We start from the raw sequence: 16783 nt of genomic DNA, 5'->3' as shown, positions 1-16783 counted from the left end.
GTCATATCGCGGCCGGATAGCATCTGGCCCCGATGGACACCGAAGCACAGCCGACGGAGCGCGACCGTTCCCTCCCCCCGGCCGGACCCGAGAACACCTCGGGGACGGCGGGGCCGGAGGGGCGGTCGCGTTCCGCGTTGGTGCCGCGCCTCACGCCATGGCTGCCCGGCGGGCGGATTACCCTGACTCTGTTGCTCTGCCTGGTGTTCCTGCTGGCGGTGAACACGTTCGTGGCGCGGCCGTTCCAGATTCCCAGTGGATCGATGGAACACGGATTGAGGGTCGGGGACCGCGTGCTCGTAAATAAGTTGGCGTACAGCTTCGGTGCCGGGCCGCAGCGCGGTGACGTGATCGTGTTCGACGGCACCGGGTATTTCGGTGACGCCGACTACGTCAAACGGGTCGTCGGGGTGGGCGGGGACCATGTGGTCTGCTGTGACGGGGAGGGGAGGATCCGGGTGAACGGCCGGTCGGTCGACGAGTCGGGCTTCCTGTTCCCCGGCGACAGCCCCTCCACGGTGCCCTTCGACGTCGTCGTGCCCGACGGGCGCCTGTTCGTCCTCGGTGACCACCGCAGCAATTCCAGCGACTCCCGCGACCGCCTCGGCTCGCCCGGCGGCGGCATGATCCCGGTCGACAGCGTGACCGGCCGCGCCGACGGGATCGTATGGCCCTTCGACCACGCCACCCGGCTGCACCGGCCCGACGCCTACGCGCGCGTGCCCGCCCCGGAGACGAACGCGGCGGGGGGCGCCCATGGGTAACCGCGGCAAACCCCGCGGCGTCCCGGACAGCGCCGCGGAGAACCTGCTGCCCACCGGCTCCCGCCGCGCGACCGGTCCGGGCCCCGGACGCAGCCGGGCCGAGCGGCGCAAGCTCCAGCGCAAGGTCAAGCGGCGCCGCAGGCGCAGCGCCGTCAAGGAGATCCCCCTCCTCGTGGGTGTCGCCGTCGTGATAGCGCTGGTGCTGAAGACGTTCCTCGTCCAGGCCTTCGTCATCCCGTCCGGCTCCATGGAGCAGACGATCCGGATCGGCGACCGGGTGCTGGTCGACAAGCTCACCCCGTGGTTCGGCTCCAAGCCGCAGCGCGGGGACGTCGTCGTGTTCAAGGACCCCGGCGGCTGGCTCCGGGACGAGCAGACCACGCCGAAGAAGGACGACCCCGTCGGGATCAAGCAGATCAAGGAGGGACTCACCTTCATCGGGCTGCTGCCGTCCGAGAACGAGAAGGACCTGATCAAGCGGGTCGTCGGCGTCGGCGGCGACCGCGTCCAGTGCTGCGACAAGCAGGGCCGGGTCACCGTCAACGGCGTTCCCCTGGACGAGGACTACCTGTACCCCGGCAACGCCCCGTCCGCGACTCCGTTCGACGTCACCGTCCCCGAGGGGCGGCTGTGGGTGATGGGCGACCACCGGGCGAACTCCGCAGACTCCCGTTCCCACCAGGACACCGACTACGGCGGCACCGTCTCCGAGGACGAGGTGGTGGGCCGGGCCATGGTCATCGCCTGGCCGCTCGGCCACTGGAGCACACTGGAGGAACCGACGGCCTACGCGTCCGTGTCGGACTCGGTGCCGGGGTCGACCGCTGCCGCCCCGCTGTCGCATAGGGTTGCCCCGGACGATCCCGATGGAATGGTCCAGCTCCCGAGCCCTGCGGAACTCCCGCTCGTTATGGGAGTGGTGGGCCTGCGCCGGGCATGGCGCGGGCGGCGGCAGAGAGTGAGGAGTTGGCGTGGGGGATGCGGCGGTTGGCGCACGGTCCGGGCGCGAGGGCGAGGAGCACCGCGGACGTCCCGTGGAAGCGGCGGGTCCGGCGGCTGACGACTTCGTGACCTCCGGGAACGACTCCCCGGCGGGTGACGGCGACGGACCCGGGGGCGAGCAGCCCCCCACGGCGCAGGGCGGTTCGGGCGACGACACCCCCCAGGCGAAGCAGCCCCGCTCCTTCTGGAAGGAGCTGCCGATCCTGATCGGTATCGCGCTGGTGCTGGCGCTGCTGATCAAGACGTTCCTGGTGCAGGCGTTCTCCATCCCCTCCGACTCGATGCAGAACACCCTCCAGCAGGGTGACCGTGTGCTCGTCGACAAGCTCACCCCCTGGTTCGGCTCCGAGCCCGAGCGCGGCGAGGTCGTCGTCTTCCACGACCCCGACAACTGGCTGGCCGGCGAGCCGACGCCCGACCCGAACCCCCTGCAGAAGGTCCTCAGCTGGATCGGTCTGATGCCGTCCGCGGAGGAGAAGGACCTGATCAAGCGGGTCGTCGGAGTCGGTGGTGACACGATCGAATGCAAGGGCACCGGCCCGCTGAAGGTCAACGGCATGGCGCTGAACGAGCCGTACGTGTATCCCGGCAACACCCCGTGCAGCCAGGACGACCAGGGCGGCCAGTTCAAGGTCAAGGTCCCCGAGGGTCACATCTGGGTCATGGGCGACCACCGGCAGAACTCCCGGGACTCGCGCTACAACCAGGGCGACAAGAACAACGGTTTCGTTCCCGTGGACAAGGTCGTCGGCCGTGCCGTCGTCATCGCCTGGCCGGTCAACCGCTGGACCAACCTGCCCGTCCCGGACACCTTCGACCAGCCCGGTCTGGCCGCCGGACCGTCGTCCGCCGCGGTCCTGACGGCCGCGCCCCAGGGACTCGCGCTCGCGGGCGCGGTGCCGCTGGTGCTCTGGCGGCGCCGGCGGTACGGCGTCGGGGAGGGCCGCCGGGAGGGCTGACCCTGTCCGGTACCGCCGGGTAGGGTGCCGCCCATGAGTGGTCAGAGCACGACGCGTACGGTCCCGGGCAGCAGGGACCCGGGCAGCAGGACCGGGCAGCGGCTGTCCGGGCTGGCCGTGGCCCTGGGCCTGGTGATGTTCCTCGGCGGATTCGTCTGGGGAGCGGTGCTGTACCGGCCGTACACCGTGCCCACCCCGTCGATGGCGCCGACGATCGGTGCCGGTGACCGGGTGCTGGCCGAGCGCATCGACGGTGATGACGTCCGCCGTGGTGACGTGGTCGTCTTCACGGACACGACGTGGTCGGACCTCCCCATGGTGAAGCGGGTGGTCGCCGTCGGCGGTGACACGGTCTCCTGCTGCCGGGACGGCAAGCTGGAGGTCAACGGCGAGGAGATCGACGAGCCGTATCTCTCCGGGGGCACGGCGGCCGAGTTCGGCGCCATCCCCGAGGTGGCCGTGCCGAAGGGGCGCCTGTTCCTGCTCGGTGACGAGCGCTCCGGGTCGCTGGACTCCACGGCCCATCTGACCGACGCCGCCGGCGGCACCGTCTCCCGCGGTGCGGTCCAGGCCAGGGTCGACGCCGTGGTCTGGCCGATGAACGGCATGCTCGAGGCGCCCACCGGCTTCGAACAGCTCGGCGCGCTCTCCTCGCCGGGCCCGCTCAGGACCGTGGCCGCACTGGTGATCGCCGGTACCGTGCTCATTCTCGGCGGGGCCGCGTACGGTCCCTTCGCCAAGCGGGCGGGTGCGTCCAGGACCCGGACCGACGCGGGGGCCGCCGGTGCCCGCTGAGCCCGTCCCGGCGGTCGGGGACTCCTACACGGGCGGACTGCGCAGGGTCGCCCGGGTCGTCCTGCTCGACCCGCGGGACCGCATCCTGCTGCTGCACGGCCACGAACCGGACGACCCCGCCGACGACTGGTGGTTCACGCCCGGCGGCGGCGTGGAGGGCGACGAGACCCGTGAACAGGCCGCCCTGCGGGAACTCGCCGAGGAGACCGGCATCACCGAGGTCGAACTCGGACCCGTGCTGTGGCGGCGGAGGTGCTCCTTCCCGTTCGCCGGCCGCCGTTGGGACCAGGACGAGTGGTACTACCTCGCCCGCACCACCCAGACCGCGACCGCGGCCACGGCGCTGACCGAGCTGGAGCGGCGCAGTGTCGCCGGAGCCCGCTGGTGGACGTGCCCGGAACTCGCCCGGACACATGAGACGGTGTATCCGACCAGACTCGCCGGGCTGCTGCGCGCACTGCTCGACGAAGGTCCCCCGGCCGGACCCGTGACCCTGGACACCGAAATCGTCCAGTGACGCCCGGGACTGGCGCACAATGGTGGGATCGCACGGCTGAAGGGGAACATGCCATGAGCGCCGAGGACCTCGAGAAGTACGAGACCGAGATGGAGCTCAAGCTCTACCGGGAGTACCGCGATGTCGTCGGTCTGTTCAAATACGTGATCGAGACCGAACGGCGCTTCTACCTCACCAACGACTACGAGATGCAGGTGCACTCGGTCCAGGGCGAAGTGTTCTTCGAGGTGTCGATGGCGGACGCCTGGGTCTGGGACATGTACCGGCCGGCCCGGTTCGTGAAACAGGTGCGCGTGCTGACGTTCAAGGACGTGAACATCGAGGAGCTCAACAAGAGCGACCTGGAGCTGCCGGGCGGGTGACCGGCGTACTCGTGCGGGTGACGGAGTTGTCCACAGTCGCCGGGTTCCGCACCAAGATCCACTCCGTCGGGCGGGATGCGTGACCGTTGGCGCCGGAGGTGGTGCCGACATGAACGCACAGAACACGCGGAACGCACAGAGCGCACATCGGGCACGCAGCGCACTCGGCAGGTACGGCGAGACACTGGCCGCACGGCGGCTGACCCAGGACGGGATGACGGTCCTGCGGCGCAACTGGCGCTGCGGCAGGACCGGCGAGATCGACATCGTGGCCCGCGACGGGGACGCCCTGGTCGTCTGCGAGGTGAAGACCCGCAGGGCAGGACCCTTCCAGCACCCCATGGAGGCGGTCACGGCGGCCAAGGCCGACCGCCTGCGGGGCCTCGCCGAACGCTGGCTCCAGGAACACGGGGGAGCGCCGCCCGGCGGGGTCCGCATCGACCTGGTCGGCGTGCTGCTGCCGGCCCGCGGCGCACCCGTGGTCGAGCACGTCCGGGGGGTGGCCTGACATGGGGTTCGCGCGTACGTGCTCGGTGACGCTGGTGGGCGTCGAGGGCGTGGTCGTGGAGGTCCAGGCCGACCTGGAGCCCGGGGTCGCGGCCTTCACGCTGGTGGGGCTGCCGGACAAGAGCCTGACGGAGAGCAGGGACCGGGTCAGGGCGGCCGTGGTCAATTCCGGCGGCGAGTGGCCGCAGAAGAAACTCACCGTGGGACTCAGCCCCGCGTCGGTCCCGAAGGCCGGCAGCGGTTTCGACCTGGCGGTCGCCTGCGCCGTGCTCGGCGCCGCCGAACGGATCGATCCGAGGGTGCTCGGCGACATCGTCATGATCGGCGAGCTGGGCCTCGACGGCCGGGTGCGGCCGGTGCGCGGCATCCTGCCGGCGGTACTGGCCGCGGCCGACGCGGGATACGAGCAGGTGGTGGTGCCCGAGTGCGCCGCCGCCGAGGCCTCGCTGGTGCCGGGCGTGTCCGTCCTGGGCGTCCGCAGTCTGCGCCAGCTGATCGCGGTGCTCACCGACGAGCCCGTGCCGGAGGAGGACGCCGAGGACCAGACACGGCCCGACCCGCTGCTGGCGGGGCTGCGCGCCCCGGGCACCGGAGCGGACACCGGGATGCACGGCGTCGGCGCGGCATCGCACGACCAGGGCCATGACCTCGCGGACGTCGTGGGCCAGCTCGCGGCACGGACGGCCGTGGAGGTGGCCGCGGCGGGCGGACACCACCTCTTCCTGGAGGGACCGCCGGGCGCCGGCAAGACCATGCTCGCGGAGCGGCTGCCGTCGATCCTGCCGCCGCTGGACCGGCAGGCCTCGCTCGAGGTGACGGCCGTGCACTCGGTGGCGGGACTGCTCCCCGTGGGCAAACCCCTGATCGACACGGCCCCCTACTGCGCCCCGCACCACTCGGCCACCATGCAGGCACTCGTCGGCGGCGGCGCCGGTACGGTCCGGCCGGGAGCGGTGTCCCTCTCACATCGAGGCGTGCTCTTTCTGGACGAAACCCCGGAGTTCAGTGGCAAGGCCCTGGACGCCCTGCGGCAGCCGCTGGAGTCCGGACACGTGATCATCGCGCGCAGCGCCGGTGTCGTGCGCTTCCCGGCGCGCTTCCTCATGGTGCTCGCCGCCAACCCGTGCCCCTGCGGGCGCTTCTCGCGGACGAACGAGCAGTGCGAGTGCCCGCCCTCGGCGATCCGCCGCTACCAGGCCAGGCTGTCCGGGCCGCTGCTCGACCGGGTCGACCTGCGGGTCGAGGTCGACCGCGTCACGCGTGACGGACTGACGGCGGGCGGCGCCCGGGGCGACACCACCGCCACGGTCGCCGACCGGGTGCGCGCGGCCCGGGACCGTGCCGCGGCGCGGCTCACCGGCACCCCGTGGCGCACCAACAGCGAGGTCCCCGGACGGGAGCTGCGCAGCCGCTGGCACGCCGCCCCCGGCGCCATGGACGACGCCGAGCGGAGCCTGGAACGGGGCGTGCTCACCGCCCGGGGACTCGACCGGGTCCTGCGGGTCGCCTGGACCGTCGCCGACCTGGCCGGCCACGAGCGGCCCGGCGCCGCGGACGTCGCCCTCGCCCTGCAGTTGCGCACCGGCGTCCCGCGCGGGGTGCCCATGGCCATCGGGGCGGGGGTATGAGCGCCGTGGACGGACCCGGTGACGAACTGCTCGGCCGGGTCTTCCTCACCCGGGTCGTCGAACCCGGTGACGAGACCGGCGGGCGCTGGGTGCGGGAGCTCGGCGTGGACGCCGTGGTGCGACGGCTGCGGGAGCGGGGGGACCCGCTGCCGGGGGTGAGCGGGAAGCGGTGGGCCGGGTTACTGGCCCGGGCCGAGCGGGCCGAACCGCGCAGGGACCTCGCCGTCGCGCGGGACGCCGGGGTGCGTTTCGTGGGTCCCGGCACCCCGCAATGGCCCGGACAGCTCGACGACCTGGGCGACGCCCGGCCGCTCGGGCTGTGGGTGCGCGGGGGAGCGGACCTGCGGATGTGGGCGCTGCGCTCGGTCGCCGTCGTCGGCGCCCGCGCCTGCACCGAGTACGGCGCGCACATGGCCGCCACCCTCTCCGCCGGCCTCGCCGAACGCGGCTGGATCGTGGTCTCCGGCGGCGCCTACGGGGTCGACGGCGCCGCCCACCGCGGCGCCCTCGGCTCGGGCGGCGCCACCATCGCCGTACTCGCCTGCGGAGTCGACCGGCCCTACCCGCGCGGCCACACCGGGCTGATCGGCAGAATCGCCGAACAGGGACTGGTCGTCGGCGAGTTGCCGCCCGGTGATCACCCGACACCGAGCAGGTTCATCCTCCGCAACAGGGTGATCGCCGCGCTCACCCGGGGCACCGTCGTCGTCGAGGCCGCCCACCGCAGCGGCTCCCTGGCGACCGCCCGGGCGGCCCGCCGTCTGGGACGCCACACGATGGGAGTACCGGGGCCGGCCACCAGCGGGCTCTCCGCCGGGGTGCACGAACTGCTGCGGCAGGACGCGGTGCTGGTCACCGATGCCGCCGAGGTCGTCGAACTGGTCGGCGACATGGGCGAACTCGCACCGGAACGCCGGGGGCCGGTGCTGCCCCGGGACCTGCTCGACCCGGCCGGACGGCAGGTCCTCGCCGCGCTGCCGGGGCGCGGAACGGCCCGACCCGACGAGATCGCGCTCGCCGCGCAGACCACCCCGGACGACGCGATCGCCAGACTGTACGAACTACGAGCACTTGGTCACGTCGAACGACACGGCGACGGCTGGAAGTTGACGCGCCAGGCGATGATCCCGGTCCGGGACGGTCCCGAGCCTCGCTGACACAGCGTGTTCGGCCGTCCGGGGGAATCCCGACACCCCTTGGAATTTACGTCAGTTGGACTACCCCGTCGATCACTCAGAGCGACGGGTGCGCCCCGGTGGAACGGCACCCGGAACGAATCTGCGCACGGTCCTACCTCGCTTCTTCGCACACCGCGACGCCGCAGTCACGCTACGCTCACGAGGATCCCGACACGGACAGGCAAGGACAGGCACCCAGACATCGGACAGACAGCGCACCCAGGCAGCACCGGTCCACAGCAGAACGGCACAAGGCGACGAATGCCCCAGCACACCTCCGGGTCCGACCGGGCGGCGATCCCCCCAGCCGCCCGCGACGGTGGCAGCGTGCGGCCGCCCGCTCCCTCGACACTCGACGAGCTGTGGCGGTCGTACAAGGCGACGGGGGACGAAAGACTGCGGGAGCAGCTGATCCTGCACTACTCGCCGCTGGTGAAGTACGTCGCCGGCCGGGTCAGCGTGGGGCTGCCGCCCAACGTCGAGCAGGCGGACTTCGTCTCCTCCGGGGTCTTCGGGCTGATCGACGCGATCGAGAAGTTCGACGTCGACCGCGAGATCAAGTTCGAGACCTACGCGATCACCCGCATCCGGGGCGCGATGATCGACGAGCTGCGGGCGCTGGACTGGATCCCGCGTTCGGTGCGGCAGAAGGCGCGCAACGTGGAGCGCGCCTACGCCACGCTGGAGGCGCGGCTGCACCGCACGCCGTCGGAGAGCGAGGTCGCCGGTGAGATGGGCATCACGGTGGCCGATCTGCACGCGGTTTTCAGCCAGTTGTCACTGGCGAACGTCGTCGCGCTGGAGGAGCTGCTGCACGCCGGGGGCGACGGCGGCGATCAGCTCAGCTTCATGGACACCCTGGAGGACACGGCCGCCGACAACCCGGTGGAGGTGGCCGAGGACCGGGAGCTGCGGAGGTTCCTCGCGCGGGCCATCAACACACTGCCGGAGCGGGAGAAGACCGTGGTCACCCTGTACTACTACGAGGGGCTCACCCTCGCCGAGATCGGCAATGTGCTGGGCGTGACCGAGAGCCGGGTCAGCCAGATCCACACCAAGTCCGTGCTGCAGCTGCGCGCGAAACTGGCGGGCTTCGGCCGCTGAGCCCTTCCGGCTCGGAGCGGGCCGGTCCTCTGGCCGCCACGGGCGGGGCGTCCGTAAAGTGGTCGACGTGCCAAGGATTCGAGCGGCCTCCGTGGCCGAGCACCGGTCGATGCAGCGAGCCGCCCTGCTGGACGCGGCACGCTCCCTGCTGTCCGAGGGCGGTACGGAGGCGCTGACCTTCCCGGCCCTCGCCGAGCGCACCGGCCTCGCGCGTTCGTCCGTGTACGAGTACTTCCGCTCGCGGGCCGCCGTGGTCGAGGAGCTGTGCGAGGTCGACTTCCCGGTCTGGGCGGCGGAGGTCGAGGCGGCGATGGCGGCCGCCGACGGCGCCGAGGCCAAGATCGAGGCGTACGTCCGCAAGCAGCTGGAACTGGTCGGGGACCGGCGGCACCGCGCCGTGGTCGCGATCTCCGCGAGCGAGCTCGACGCCGGCGCCCGGGAGAAGATCCGCGCGGCCCACGGCGGCCTCATCGCGATGATCGTCGAGGCCCTGGCCGACCTGGACCACGCCGAGCCCCGCCTCGCGGCGATGCTCCTCCAGGGCGTGGTCGACGCGGCCGTACGCCGCATCGAACTGGGCGCGGCGGAACACCCCGGAGCGATCACCGAAGCGGCCGTCTCGATGGCCCTCAGAGGCGTAAGCGGCTGACGGCCACGCCACGGCGGCGTCTTCCCGGCCGCTCCTTCGAAGCCCGCCAGGCAGCCTCCCCCGGCTCCCGCCACCCCGACCCGCCATGGGCCACGCCCGATCCGGCCGCACGGCTCTGGCGTGACCGCACCTGTCGGCGGTGTTGCCCGGCTCCCGTGGCCCTGTACTGGTGTGGGTGTCTTCGGTTCGGTCGCGTGAGGTTCCGGTCGGTGTCGGCCACGTCGGGCCGTACGGCTCTGGTGCGGCCGTACCCGTCGGAGGTCGCTCCTCCGGGGGCGCTCGGCTTCTGCGGCTCTGTGCCGGCGTGGGTCGCGCTCGGTCCGGCCCCGGGCCGGGCATGTGTTCCTCAGGTCGGCATCGGTACCCCAAGTACCGGTAGCAGTCTTGACGGGCCTCTGGGCAGGAGCCATGGGGGGAGCAGGGTGAGTGGGTTCAGGTAGGTGTCGTTCCTCAGTAGGCCCCAGTGGACGCAGGGGGCCGCGCAGTGGGAGCCCGTGGGTTCCACCGTGCCGATCACCTCGCCAGCCGTCACCTCGTCGTCCTCGGTCACCGACGCGCGGACCGGTTCGTAGGTGGTGCGCAACGGGGGATCGCCCGTGCCGGTCAGCTCCACCGAGACGACGCCCTTTCCGGCCACCCGGCCCGCGAAGGAGACCCGGCCCGCCGCCACCGCCCGTACCGGCGTCCCCGGCGGAGCCGCCAGGTCCACGCCCCGGTGCCCGCGCCCGTACACCGTCGCCGGCGGCTCCCAGCCGCGCAGCACCCGTGGCCGTACCCCCACCGGCCACGCCCGTCCGACGGCCGGCGTCCCGGCGTCCTCACCCGTCGGCGCCACCGCTCCCGCCCCCGCCGCCGACAGGCCCGGCGGAGGCGGGGCCAGCAGCGCCGCCAGGGTCAGGACCACCAGAAGGACCAGTCGCGTACACGCCCTCGTGAATGCACTCTTTCGCATGCCGCAGAGCCTTCCGGACATCCGTGATCACCGCCCGGACCCGTGGACCACCGGCCGTTTGTGGACAACGGCGTCACCCGGCGCCTCGCGGGTCCCGTACACTTCTGGTGGCGACCCGGGCCACCGGGTCGACTTCGCACGCCCCGACATCAGGACCGGTCACGGCCGGAACCCGGATGTCAGCGCCCCTCGGTCCTTCGTGGCAACGGCGCGTCGTGGGCGTCAGGCGCGGAAGCCGTCCGGCATCCGCGGCACAACCGAGAAATTCGAGGAGATACGGCCATGGCCGTCGTCACGATGCGGGAGCTGCTGGAGAGCGGCGTCCACTTCGGTCACCAGACCCGTCGTTGGAACCCGAAGATGAAGCGCTTCATCTTCACGGAGCGCAACGGCATCTACATCATCGACCTGCTCCAGTCGCTGTCGTACATCGACCGCGCCTACGAGTTCGTCAAGGAGACCGTCGCCCACGGCGGCACGGTCATGTTCGTCGGCACGAAGAAGCAGGCGCAGGAGGCCATCGCCGAGCAGGCCTCCCGCGTCGGCATGCCCTACGTCAACCAGCGCTGGCTGGGCGGCATGCTCACCAACTTCTCGACCGTCTACAAGCGTCTGCAGCGCCTCAAGGAGCTCGAGCAGATCGACTTCGAGGACGTGGCCGCCTCCGGCCTCACCAAGAAGGAGCTGCTGGTCCTCTCCCGCGAGAAGGCCAAGCTGGAGAAGACCCTCGGCGGTATCCGCGAGATGCAGAAGGTGCCCAGCGCCGTCTGGATCGTGGACACCAAGAAGGAGCACATCGCGGTCGGCGAGGCCCGGAAGCTCAACATCCCGGTCGTCGCCATCCTCGACACCAACTGCGACCCCGACGAGGTCGACTACAAGATCCCGGGCAACGACGACGCGATCCGCTCCGTCACCCTGCTCACCCGCGTGATCGCCGACGCCGTCGCCGAGGGCCTGATGTCCCGCTCCGGTGTCGCCGAGGCCGGCAAGGGCGAGAAGGCCGCCGGTGAGCCGCTGGCCGAGTGGGAGCGCGACCTGCTCGCGGGCGAGAAGAAGGCCGACGAGAAGAAGGCCGAGGAGGCCGCTCCGGCCGCCGCCGAGGCCGAGCAGCCGGCCGAGGCCCCCGCCGCCGAGGCCGAGGCCCCTGCCGCCGAGGCCGAGCAGGCCTGACCGCCCCGTCAGAGCCGATGACGGCGGGAGCGGTGACATCACATCCGCTCCCGCCGTTCACCCGTAGGTCAGCGGCGAGTCGGAGACCTGCCCTCAGGTAGGTCCTGACCCGCAGATCTCCGAACCTCCAGACTTCGAGAAAGATCACAGACTCATGGCGAACTACACCGCCGCCGACGTCAAGAAGCTCCGGGAGCTCACCGGCGCCGGCATGATGGACTGCAAGAAGGCGCTGGACGAGGCCGAGGGCAACGTCGAGAAGGCCGTCGAGGCGCTCCGCATCAAGGGCCAGAAGGGCGTCGCCAAGCGCGAGGGCCGCTCCGCCGAGAACGGCGCCGTGGTCTCGATCATCGCCGACGACAACTCCTCCGGCGTCCTCGTCGAGCTGAAGTGCGAGACGGACTTCGTCGCCAAGGGCGACAAGTTCCAGGCCGTGGCCACCACCATCGCCGAGCACGTCGTCAAGACCTCCCCGGCCGACCTCGAGGCCCTGCTCGCCTCCGAGATCGAGGCCGGCAAGACCGTCCAGGCGTTCGTGGACGAGGCCAACGCCAACCTGGGCGAGAAGATCGTCCTGGACCGCTTCGCCCAGTTCGCCGACGGCTACGTGACGGCGTACATGCACCGCACGATGCCCGACCTGCCCCCGCAGATCGGCGTGCTCGTCGAGTTCGACAAGCCGAACGCCGAGGTCGCCAAGGGCGTTGCCCAGCACATCGCCGCCTTCGCGCCGAAGTACCTCTCCAAGGAGGACGTGCCGGCCGAGGTCGTCGAGTCCGAGCGCCGTGTCGCCGAGGAGACCACCCGCGCCGAGGGCAAGCCCGAGGCCGCCCTGCCGAAGATCGTCGAGGGTCGCCTCAACGGCTTCTTCAAGGACGCCACGCTGCTCGGCCAGCCCTACGCGCTGGACAACAAGAAGTCCGTCCAGAAGGTCCTGGACGAGGCCGGTGTCACCCTGAAGCGCTTCACGCGCATCAAGGTCGGCATCTGAGTCCGTACCGCGACGGGCGCGCGACCCCGATAGGGTCGACAGCAGTCGTTCGGACACGCGTCCACGCACGCGCGCGTGCCGGACGACAGCAGATCTGACGAGGAGGCCATTGCCGCATGGGATGCGAAGCACACCCCACCGGCAATGGCCTTCTTCGTATGTGCAACACGTGAAAGAGGCGGGATCCGACGATGACCACCAAGGCTGAGAAGAGCGACGACGGCAAAGTAAGCGGCCGGTTTCTGCTGAAGCTGTCCGGAGAGGCCTTCTCCGGTGGCGGGGGCCTGGGCGTCGACCCCGACGTGGTGCACGCCATCGCGCGTGAGATCGCGGCCGTCGTACGGGACGGCGCGCAGATCGCGATCGTCATCGGCGGCGGCAACTTCTTCCGCGGCGCCGAACTCCAGGTGCGCGGCATGGACCGCGCCCGCTCCGACTACATGGGCATGCTCGGCACCGTGATGAACTGCCTCGCCCTCCAGGACTTCCTGGAGAAGGAGGGCGTCGACTGCCGCGTGCAGACCGCCATCACCATGGGGCAGGTCGCCGAGCCCTACATTCCGCTGCGCGCCGTACGGCACCTGGAGAAGGGCCGCGTGGTCATCTTCGGCGCCGGAATGGGCATGCCGTACTTCTCCACCGACACCACCGCCGCCCAGCGCGCCCTGGAGATCGACGCCGAGGCGCTGCTCATGGGCAAGAACGGTGTGGACGGCGTCTACGACTCCGACCCGAAGACCAACCCGGACGCCGTGAAGTTCGACGCGCTCGGCTACGGCGAGGTCATCACCCGGGACCTGAAGGTCGCCGACGCCACGGCCGTCACGCTCTGCCGTGACAACAGCCTCCCGATCGTCGTCTTCGAACTCCTGAAGGAGGGCAATATCGCCCGCGCCGTCAAGGGTGAGAAGATCGGCACGCTGGTGGGCGACCAAGCCGGCCGCAACTGACCGGGGGATGGACAATGTCCTGCCGGTCGGGAACCGTGCAGGAAGAAGACGCGACGCAGCCGGCCGCCGCCCCGACGGGGAACCGCGGCCGGGCCTACTCAAGACACGCAGGAGCAAGTGGTGATCGAAGAGACCCTCCTCGAGGCCGAGGAGAAGATGGAGAAGGCCGTCGTGGTCGCCAAGGAGGACTTCGCAGCGATCCGCACCGGCCGTGCGCACCCGGCGATGTTCAACAAGATCGTGGCCGACTACTACGGCGCGCTGACGCCGATCAACCAGCTGGCCTCGTTCTCCGTGCCCGAGCCGCGCATGGCCGTGGTGACCCCGTTCGACAAGAGCGCCCTGCGCAACATCGAGCAGGCGATCCGCGACTCCGACCTGGGCGTCAACCCGAGCAACGACGGCAACATCATCCGGGTGACGTTCCCCGAGCTCACCGAGGAGCGCCGCCGTGACTACATCAAGGTCGCCAAGACCAAGGGCGAGGACGCGAAGGTCTCCATCCGCTCCGTCCGCCGCAAGGCCAAGGACGCCATCGACAAGCTGATCAAGGACGGCGAGGTCGGCGAGGACGAGGGCCGCCGTGCTGAGAAGGAGCTCGACGACACCACCGCGAAGTACGTCGCCCAGGTGGACGAGCTCCTGAAGCACAAGGAAGCGGAGCTGCTCGAGGTCTGATGAACGACTCTTCCTGGGGGACGCCGCAGACCGGGTACTGGGGGCCGTCCGACCACGGGCCCGGCCAGGGCGCTGCCCCGGCGGGTCCCGCGTACGATGCGCACTACGCGCAGCACACTCGCCCCATGCCCGTCGTGCCCGACGTACCCGAACACGGCGGAGACCAGGATATGGACCGGGGGGCCGCTCGGCTGAGCGGCCCCCCGTTCCGAGACGAACCGACGCGGGCCCGTCCCCTTCCGGGGGAGGTGCCGCAGAATCCGGAGCCCATGCCCGACGCCCCGCAGCCGGCACCCGCACCGCAGAAGAAGAGCGCGGGGCGCGATCTCGGTGCCGCGATAGGCGTCGGCGTCGGACTCGGCGTGGTGATCGTCGCGTCGCTGTTCGTCGTCAAGGCCGTCTTCGTCGGCGTGGTCGCCGTCGCCGTGGTGGTGGGCCTGTGGGAGCTGACGTCGCGGCTGCGGGAGCGCAAGGGCATCAAGGCGCCCTTGGTGCCGCTCGCGCTGGGCGGTGCGGCCATGGTCGTCGCCGGGTACGCCTGGGAGGCCGAGGGCGCGTGGGTCGCCATGGCGCTCACCACGCTGGCGGTGCTGGTCTGGCGTATGACGGCGCCGCCCGAGGGCTACCTCAAGGACGTCACGGCGGGTGTCTTCGCGACGTTCTACGTGCCGTTCCTGGCGACCTTCGTCACGATGATGCTCACCGCCGACGACGGCCCGTGGCGCGTCCTGACCTTCCTGCTGCTGACGGTCGTCAGCGACACCGGCGCGTACGCGGTCGGCTGGCGCTTCGGCAAGACCAAGCTCGCCCCGCGCATCAGCCCCGGCAAGACCCGCGAGGGCCTGCTGGGCGCGGTGACCTTCGCGATGGTCGTCGGCGCGCTGTGCATGCAGTACCTGATCGACGACGGCAGCTGGTGGCAGGGCCTGCTGCTCGGCCTCGCGGTCGCGGCCAGCGCCACACTGGGCGACCTGGGCGAGTCCATGATCAAGCGGGACCTGGGCATCAAGGACATGGGCACCCTGCTCCCGGGGCACGGAGGCATCATGGACCGGTTGGACTCCTTGCTGCCGACGGCACCGGTGGTGTGGCTGCTGCTGGTGTTGTTCGTCGGCTCCGGCTGATCCTTGCCCACGTGGCCGATCGGGCTCTCGTCCTTCCCGGGCGGGGGCCCGACCGCTGTCCGGGGCGGTCAAGGTCCCTCCATGGCACGGGCGAGGCGGGGGGACGACGACAGGTACTACGGTGACCCGCCCTGCCGATGGTGCGAGGCGCTCCTCGACCAGAAGGGCCGCCGCAGGCCGCGCCGCTACTGCGGCCCATGGCACCGCACGAAGACCTGCGTGACCGACGTCTTCGTCCTGATCGCCGGCCTCTTCCGAGCCCGACCGGGTCACCCGTGTGGATCTGCGACACTGGTAACGCCATGCCTAAGCCCGGAGAACTTACATTCGTCGCCCCCCGCGGAGCCAAGAAGCCGCCGCGGCACCTCGCCGACCTCACGCCCGCCGAGCGGAAGGAGGCGGTCGTCGCGGTCGGTGAGAAGGCGTTTCGTGCCAAGCAGCTCTCTCAGCACTACTTCGCGCGGTACGCGCACGACCCGGAGCAGTGGACCGACGTCCCCGCCGGTTCCCGCGGCAAGCTGCAGGAGGCGCTGCTTCCGGAGCTGATGACGGTCGTACGGCATCTGTCGACCGACCAGGGGACGACGCGCAAGACGCTGTGGAAGCTGTTCGACGGCACGCTCGTCGAGTCCGTGCTGATGCGCTACCCGGACCGGGTGACCATGTGCATCAGCTCCCAGGCGGGCTGCGGCATGAACTGCCCGTTCTGCGCGACCGGGCAGGCCGGTCTCGACCGGAACCTGTCCACCGCCGAGATCGTGCACCAGATCGTGGACGGGATGCGGGCGCTCAGGGACGGTGAGGTCCCCGGCGGCCCGGCGCGGCTGAGCAACATCGTGTTCATGGGCATGGGTGAGCCGCTCGCCAACTACAACCGGGTCGTGGGGGCGATTCGCCGCCTCACCGATCCCGAGCCGGACGGGCTCGGGCTGTCGCAGCGCGGGATCACCGTGTCCACCGTCGGTCTCGTCCCGGCCATCCACCGGTTCTCCGACGAGGGCTTCAAGTGCCGCCTCGCCATCTCGCTGCACGCCCCCGACGACGAACTGCGCGACACCCTCGTCCCCGTGAACACGCGGTGGAAGGTGCGCGAGGTGCTCGACGCCGGGTTCGAGTACGCGGCCAGGTCGGGCCGGCGGCTGTCCATCGAGTACGCCCTCATCCGGGACATCAACGACCAGGCCTGGCGCGGTGACCGCCTCGGGCGGATGCTCAAGGGCCGCCCCGTGCACGTCAACCTCATCCCGCTCAACCCCACCCCCGGCTCCAAGTGGACCGCCTCCCGTCCCGAGGACGAGAAGGCGTTCGTGGAGGCGATCGCCGCGCACGGTGTGCCGGTGACGATCCGGGACACCCGTGGGCAGGAGATCGACGGGGCGTGTGGTCAGCTCGCCGCGAGCGAACGGTAATGTGACCAGAGCAATCACATCTACATATTCCGACAGGGGAG

The 16783-nt window shown here is 71.0% G+C and carries 18 protein-coding genes; 17 read left to right on the top strand and 1 reads right to left on the bottom strand.

Annotated features, from left to right (window positions below; genetic code table 11):
* Window positions 1-32: 32 nt before the first annotated feature.
* The 11 genes from lepB (AMK33_RS34890) (at window position 33) to AMK33_RS34840 (ending at window position 9465) form a co-directional block, all read left to right on the top strand.
* The gene (gene lepB / locus AMK33_RS34890) at window positions 33-764 is read left to right on the top strand and encodes a signal peptidase I (RefSeq protein ID WP_073937029.1); all 732 of its coding nucleotides are present in this window, start codon (window positions 33-35) and stop codon (window positions 762-764) included.
* Window positions 757-1824 carry a signal peptidase I gene (gene lepB, locus AMK33_RS34885; RefSeq protein ID WP_073937028.1) on the top strand — a complete coding sequence of 356 codons (1068 nt, stop codon included), beginning with the start codon at window positions 757-759 and terminating at the stop codon, window positions 1822-1824. Before lepB (AMK33_RS34890) ends, lepB (AMK33_RS34885) begins: the two co-directional genes overlap by 8 nt.
* On the top strand, window positions 1736-2725 hold the full coding sequence (gene lepB, locus AMK33_RS34880; protein WP_073937027.1) for a signal peptidase I: 990 nt from the start codon (window positions 1736-1738) through the stop codon (window positions 2723-2725). Before lepB (AMK33_RS34885) ends, lepB (AMK33_RS34880) begins: the two co-directional genes overlap by 89 nt.
* Before the next feature lie 33 nt (window positions 2726-2758).
* Window positions 2759-3520: a signal peptidase I gene (gene lepB / locus AMK33_RS34875; protein ID WP_073937026.1), complete on the top strand. Its 762-nt coding sequence runs from the start codon at window positions 2759-2761 to the stop codon at window positions 3518-3520.
* Window positions 3510-4037: an NUDIX hydrolase gene (locus AMK33_RS34870; RefSeq protein WP_073937025.1), complete on the top strand. Its 528-nt coding sequence runs from the start codon at window positions 3510-3512 to the stop codon at window positions 4035-4037. Before lepB (AMK33_RS34875) ends, AMK33_RS34870 begins: the two co-directional genes overlap by 11 nt.
* Window positions 4038-4090: 53 nt before the next feature.
* Window positions 4091-4399 (top strand): DUF2469 domain-containing protein, encoded by a 309-nt coding sequence (locus AMK33_RS34865; RefSeq protein WP_003965949.1) that lies wholly within the window; start codon window positions 4091-4093, stop codon window positions 4397-4399.
* Between the two features lie 79 nt (window positions 4400-4478).
* Window positions 4479-4907, top strand: coding sequence for a YraN family protein (locus tag AMK33_RS34860; protein ID WP_073937024.1), 429 nt, complete (start codon window positions 4479-4481; stop codon window positions 4905-4907).
* 1 nt (window position 4908) lies between these two features.
* The gene (locus AMK33_RS34855) at window positions 4909-6534 is read left to right on the top strand and encodes a YifB family Mg chelatase-like AAA ATPase (RefSeq protein WP_073937023.1); all 1626 of its coding nucleotides are present in this window, start codon (window positions 4909-4911) and stop codon (window positions 6532-6534) included.
* A complete protein-coding gene (gene dprA, locus AMK33_RS34850; protein ID WP_073937022.1) occupies window positions 6531-7691 on the top strand; it encodes a DNA-processing protein DprA in 1161 nt (386 codons plus the stop codon). Before AMK33_RS34855 ends, dprA begins: the two co-directional genes overlap by 4 nt.
* A 282-nt stretch (window positions 7692-7973) precedes the next feature.
* Window positions 7974-8816, top strand: a complete 843-nt coding sequence (whiG, locus tag AMK33_RS34845) for an RNA polymerase sigma factor WhiG (RefSeq protein WP_073937021.1) — start codon at window positions 7974-7976, stop codon at window positions 8814-8816.
* A gap of 91 nt (window positions 8817-8907) precedes the next feature.
* The gene (locus AMK33_RS34840; RefSeq protein WP_073937020.1) at window positions 8908-9465 is read left to right on the top strand and encodes a TetR/AcrR family transcriptional regulator; all 558 of its coding nucleotides are present in this window, start codon (window positions 8908-8910) and stop codon (window positions 9463-9465) included.
* A gap of 346 nt (window positions 9466-9811) precedes the next feature.
* Here AMK33_RS34840 and AMK33_RS34835 read toward each other — a convergent pair whose 3' ends face one another.
* Window positions 9812-10417 (bottom strand): M23 family metallopeptidase, encoded by a 606-nt coding sequence (locus tag AMK33_RS34835; RefSeq protein ID WP_073937019.1) that lies wholly within the window; start codon window positions 10415-10417, stop codon window positions 9812-9814.
* Window positions 10418-10699: 282 nt separating this feature from the next.
* Here AMK33_RS34835 and rpsB point away from each other — a divergent pair, with 282 nt between their 5' ends.
* The 6 genes from rpsB (at window position 10700) to rlmN (ending at window position 16742) form a co-directional block, all read left to right on the top strand.
* Window positions 10700-11590: a 30S ribosomal protein S2 gene (rpsB, locus tag AMK33_RS34830; protein WP_073937018.1), complete on the top strand. Its 891-nt coding sequence runs from the start codon at window positions 10700-10702 to the stop codon at window positions 11588-11590.
* 154 nt (window positions 11591-11744) lie between these two features.
* A complete protein-coding gene (gene tsf / locus AMK33_RS34825) occupies window positions 11745-12581 on the top strand; it encodes a translation elongation factor Ts (protein WP_073937017.1) in 837 nt (278 codons plus the stop codon).
* 191 nt (window positions 12582-12772) lie between these two features.
* On the top strand, window positions 12773-13531 hold the full coding sequence (pyrH, locus tag AMK33_RS34820) for a UMP kinase (RefSeq protein ID WP_030866081.1): 759 nt from the start codon (window positions 12773-12775) through the stop codon (window positions 13529-13531).
* A gap of 120 nt (window positions 13532-13651) precedes the next feature.
* On the top strand, window positions 13652-14209 hold the full coding sequence (gene frr / locus AMK33_RS34815) for a ribosome recycling factor (RefSeq protein WP_073937044.1): 558 nt from the start codon (window positions 13652-13654) through the stop codon (window positions 14207-14209).
* Window positions 14209-15333 (top strand): phosphatidate cytidylyltransferase, encoded by a 1125-nt coding sequence (locus tag AMK33_RS34810; RefSeq protein ID WP_073937016.1) that lies wholly within the window; start codon window positions 14209-14211, stop codon window positions 15331-15333. The genes frr and AMK33_RS34810 overlap by 1 nt, the downstream gene beginning before the upstream one ends.
* Before the next feature lie 302 nt (window positions 15334-15635).
* Entirely contained in the window at window positions 15636-16742 is a 1107-nt protein-coding gene (rlmN, locus tag AMK33_RS34805) for a 23S rRNA (adenine(2503)-C(2))-methyltransferase RlmN (RefSeq protein WP_073937015.1), read from the top strand.
* Window positions 16743-16783 lie beyond the last annotated feature (41 nt).

Origin of the sequence: Streptomyces sp. CB02400 (assembly GCF_001905725.1) — a bacterium.
GTDB classification, from domain to species: domain Bacteria; phylum Actinomycetota; class Actinomycetes; order Streptomycetales; family Streptomycetaceae; genus Streptomyces; species Streptomyces atrovirens.
This window is presented reverse-complemented; position numbering and strand designations above follow the sequence as displayed.

Coding starts and splice junctions, on each gene's coding strand:
- rpsB (WP_073937018.1), top strand. CDS start 10,700: ATGGCCGTCGTCACGATGCGGGAGCTGCTGGAGAGCGGCGTCCACTTC.
- AMK33_RS34810 (WP_073937016.1), top strand. CDS start 14,209: ATGAACGACTCTTCCTGGGGGACGCCGCAGACCGGGTACTGGGGGCCG.
- lepB (WP_073937026.1), top strand. CDS start 2,759: ATGAGTGGTCAGAGCACGACGCGTACGGTCCCGGGCAGCAGGGACCCG.
- AMK33_RS34835 (WP_073937019.1), bottom strand. CDS start 10,417: ATGCGAAAGAGTGCATTCACGAGGGCGTGTACGCGACTGGTCCTTCTG.
- pyrH (WP_030866081.1), top strand. CDS start 12,773: ATGACCACCAAGGCTGAGAAGAGCGACGACGGCAAAGTAAGCGGCCGG.
- AMK33_RS34855 (WP_073937023.1), top strand. CDS start 4,909: ATGGGGTTCGCGCGTACGTGCTCGGTGACGCTGGTGGGCGTCGAGGGC.
- lepB (WP_073937028.1), top strand. CDS start 757: ATGGGTAACCGCGGCAAACCCCGCGGCGTCCCGGACAGCGCCGCGGAG.
- AMK33_RS34865 (WP_003965949.1), top strand. CDS start 4,091: ATGAGCGCCGAGGACCTCGAGAAGTACGAGACCGAGATGGAGCTCAAG.
- whiG (WP_073937021.1), top strand. CDS start 7,974: ATGCCCCAGCACACCTCCGGGTCCGACCGGGCGGCGATCCCCCCAGCC.
- rlmN (WP_073937015.1), top strand. CDS start 15,636: ATGCCTAAGCCCGGAGAACTTACATTCGTCGCCCCCCGCGGAGCCAAG.
- dprA (WP_073937022.1), top strand. CDS start 6,531: ATGAGCGCCGTGGACGGACCCGGTGACGAACTGCTCGGCCGGGTCTTC.
- lepB (WP_073937029.1), top strand. CDS start 33: ATGGACACCGAAGCACAGCCGACGGAGCGCGACCGTTCCCTCCCCCCG.
- tsf (WP_073937017.1), top strand. CDS start 11,745: ATGGCGAACTACACCGCCGCCGACGTCAAGAAGCTCCGGGAGCTCACC.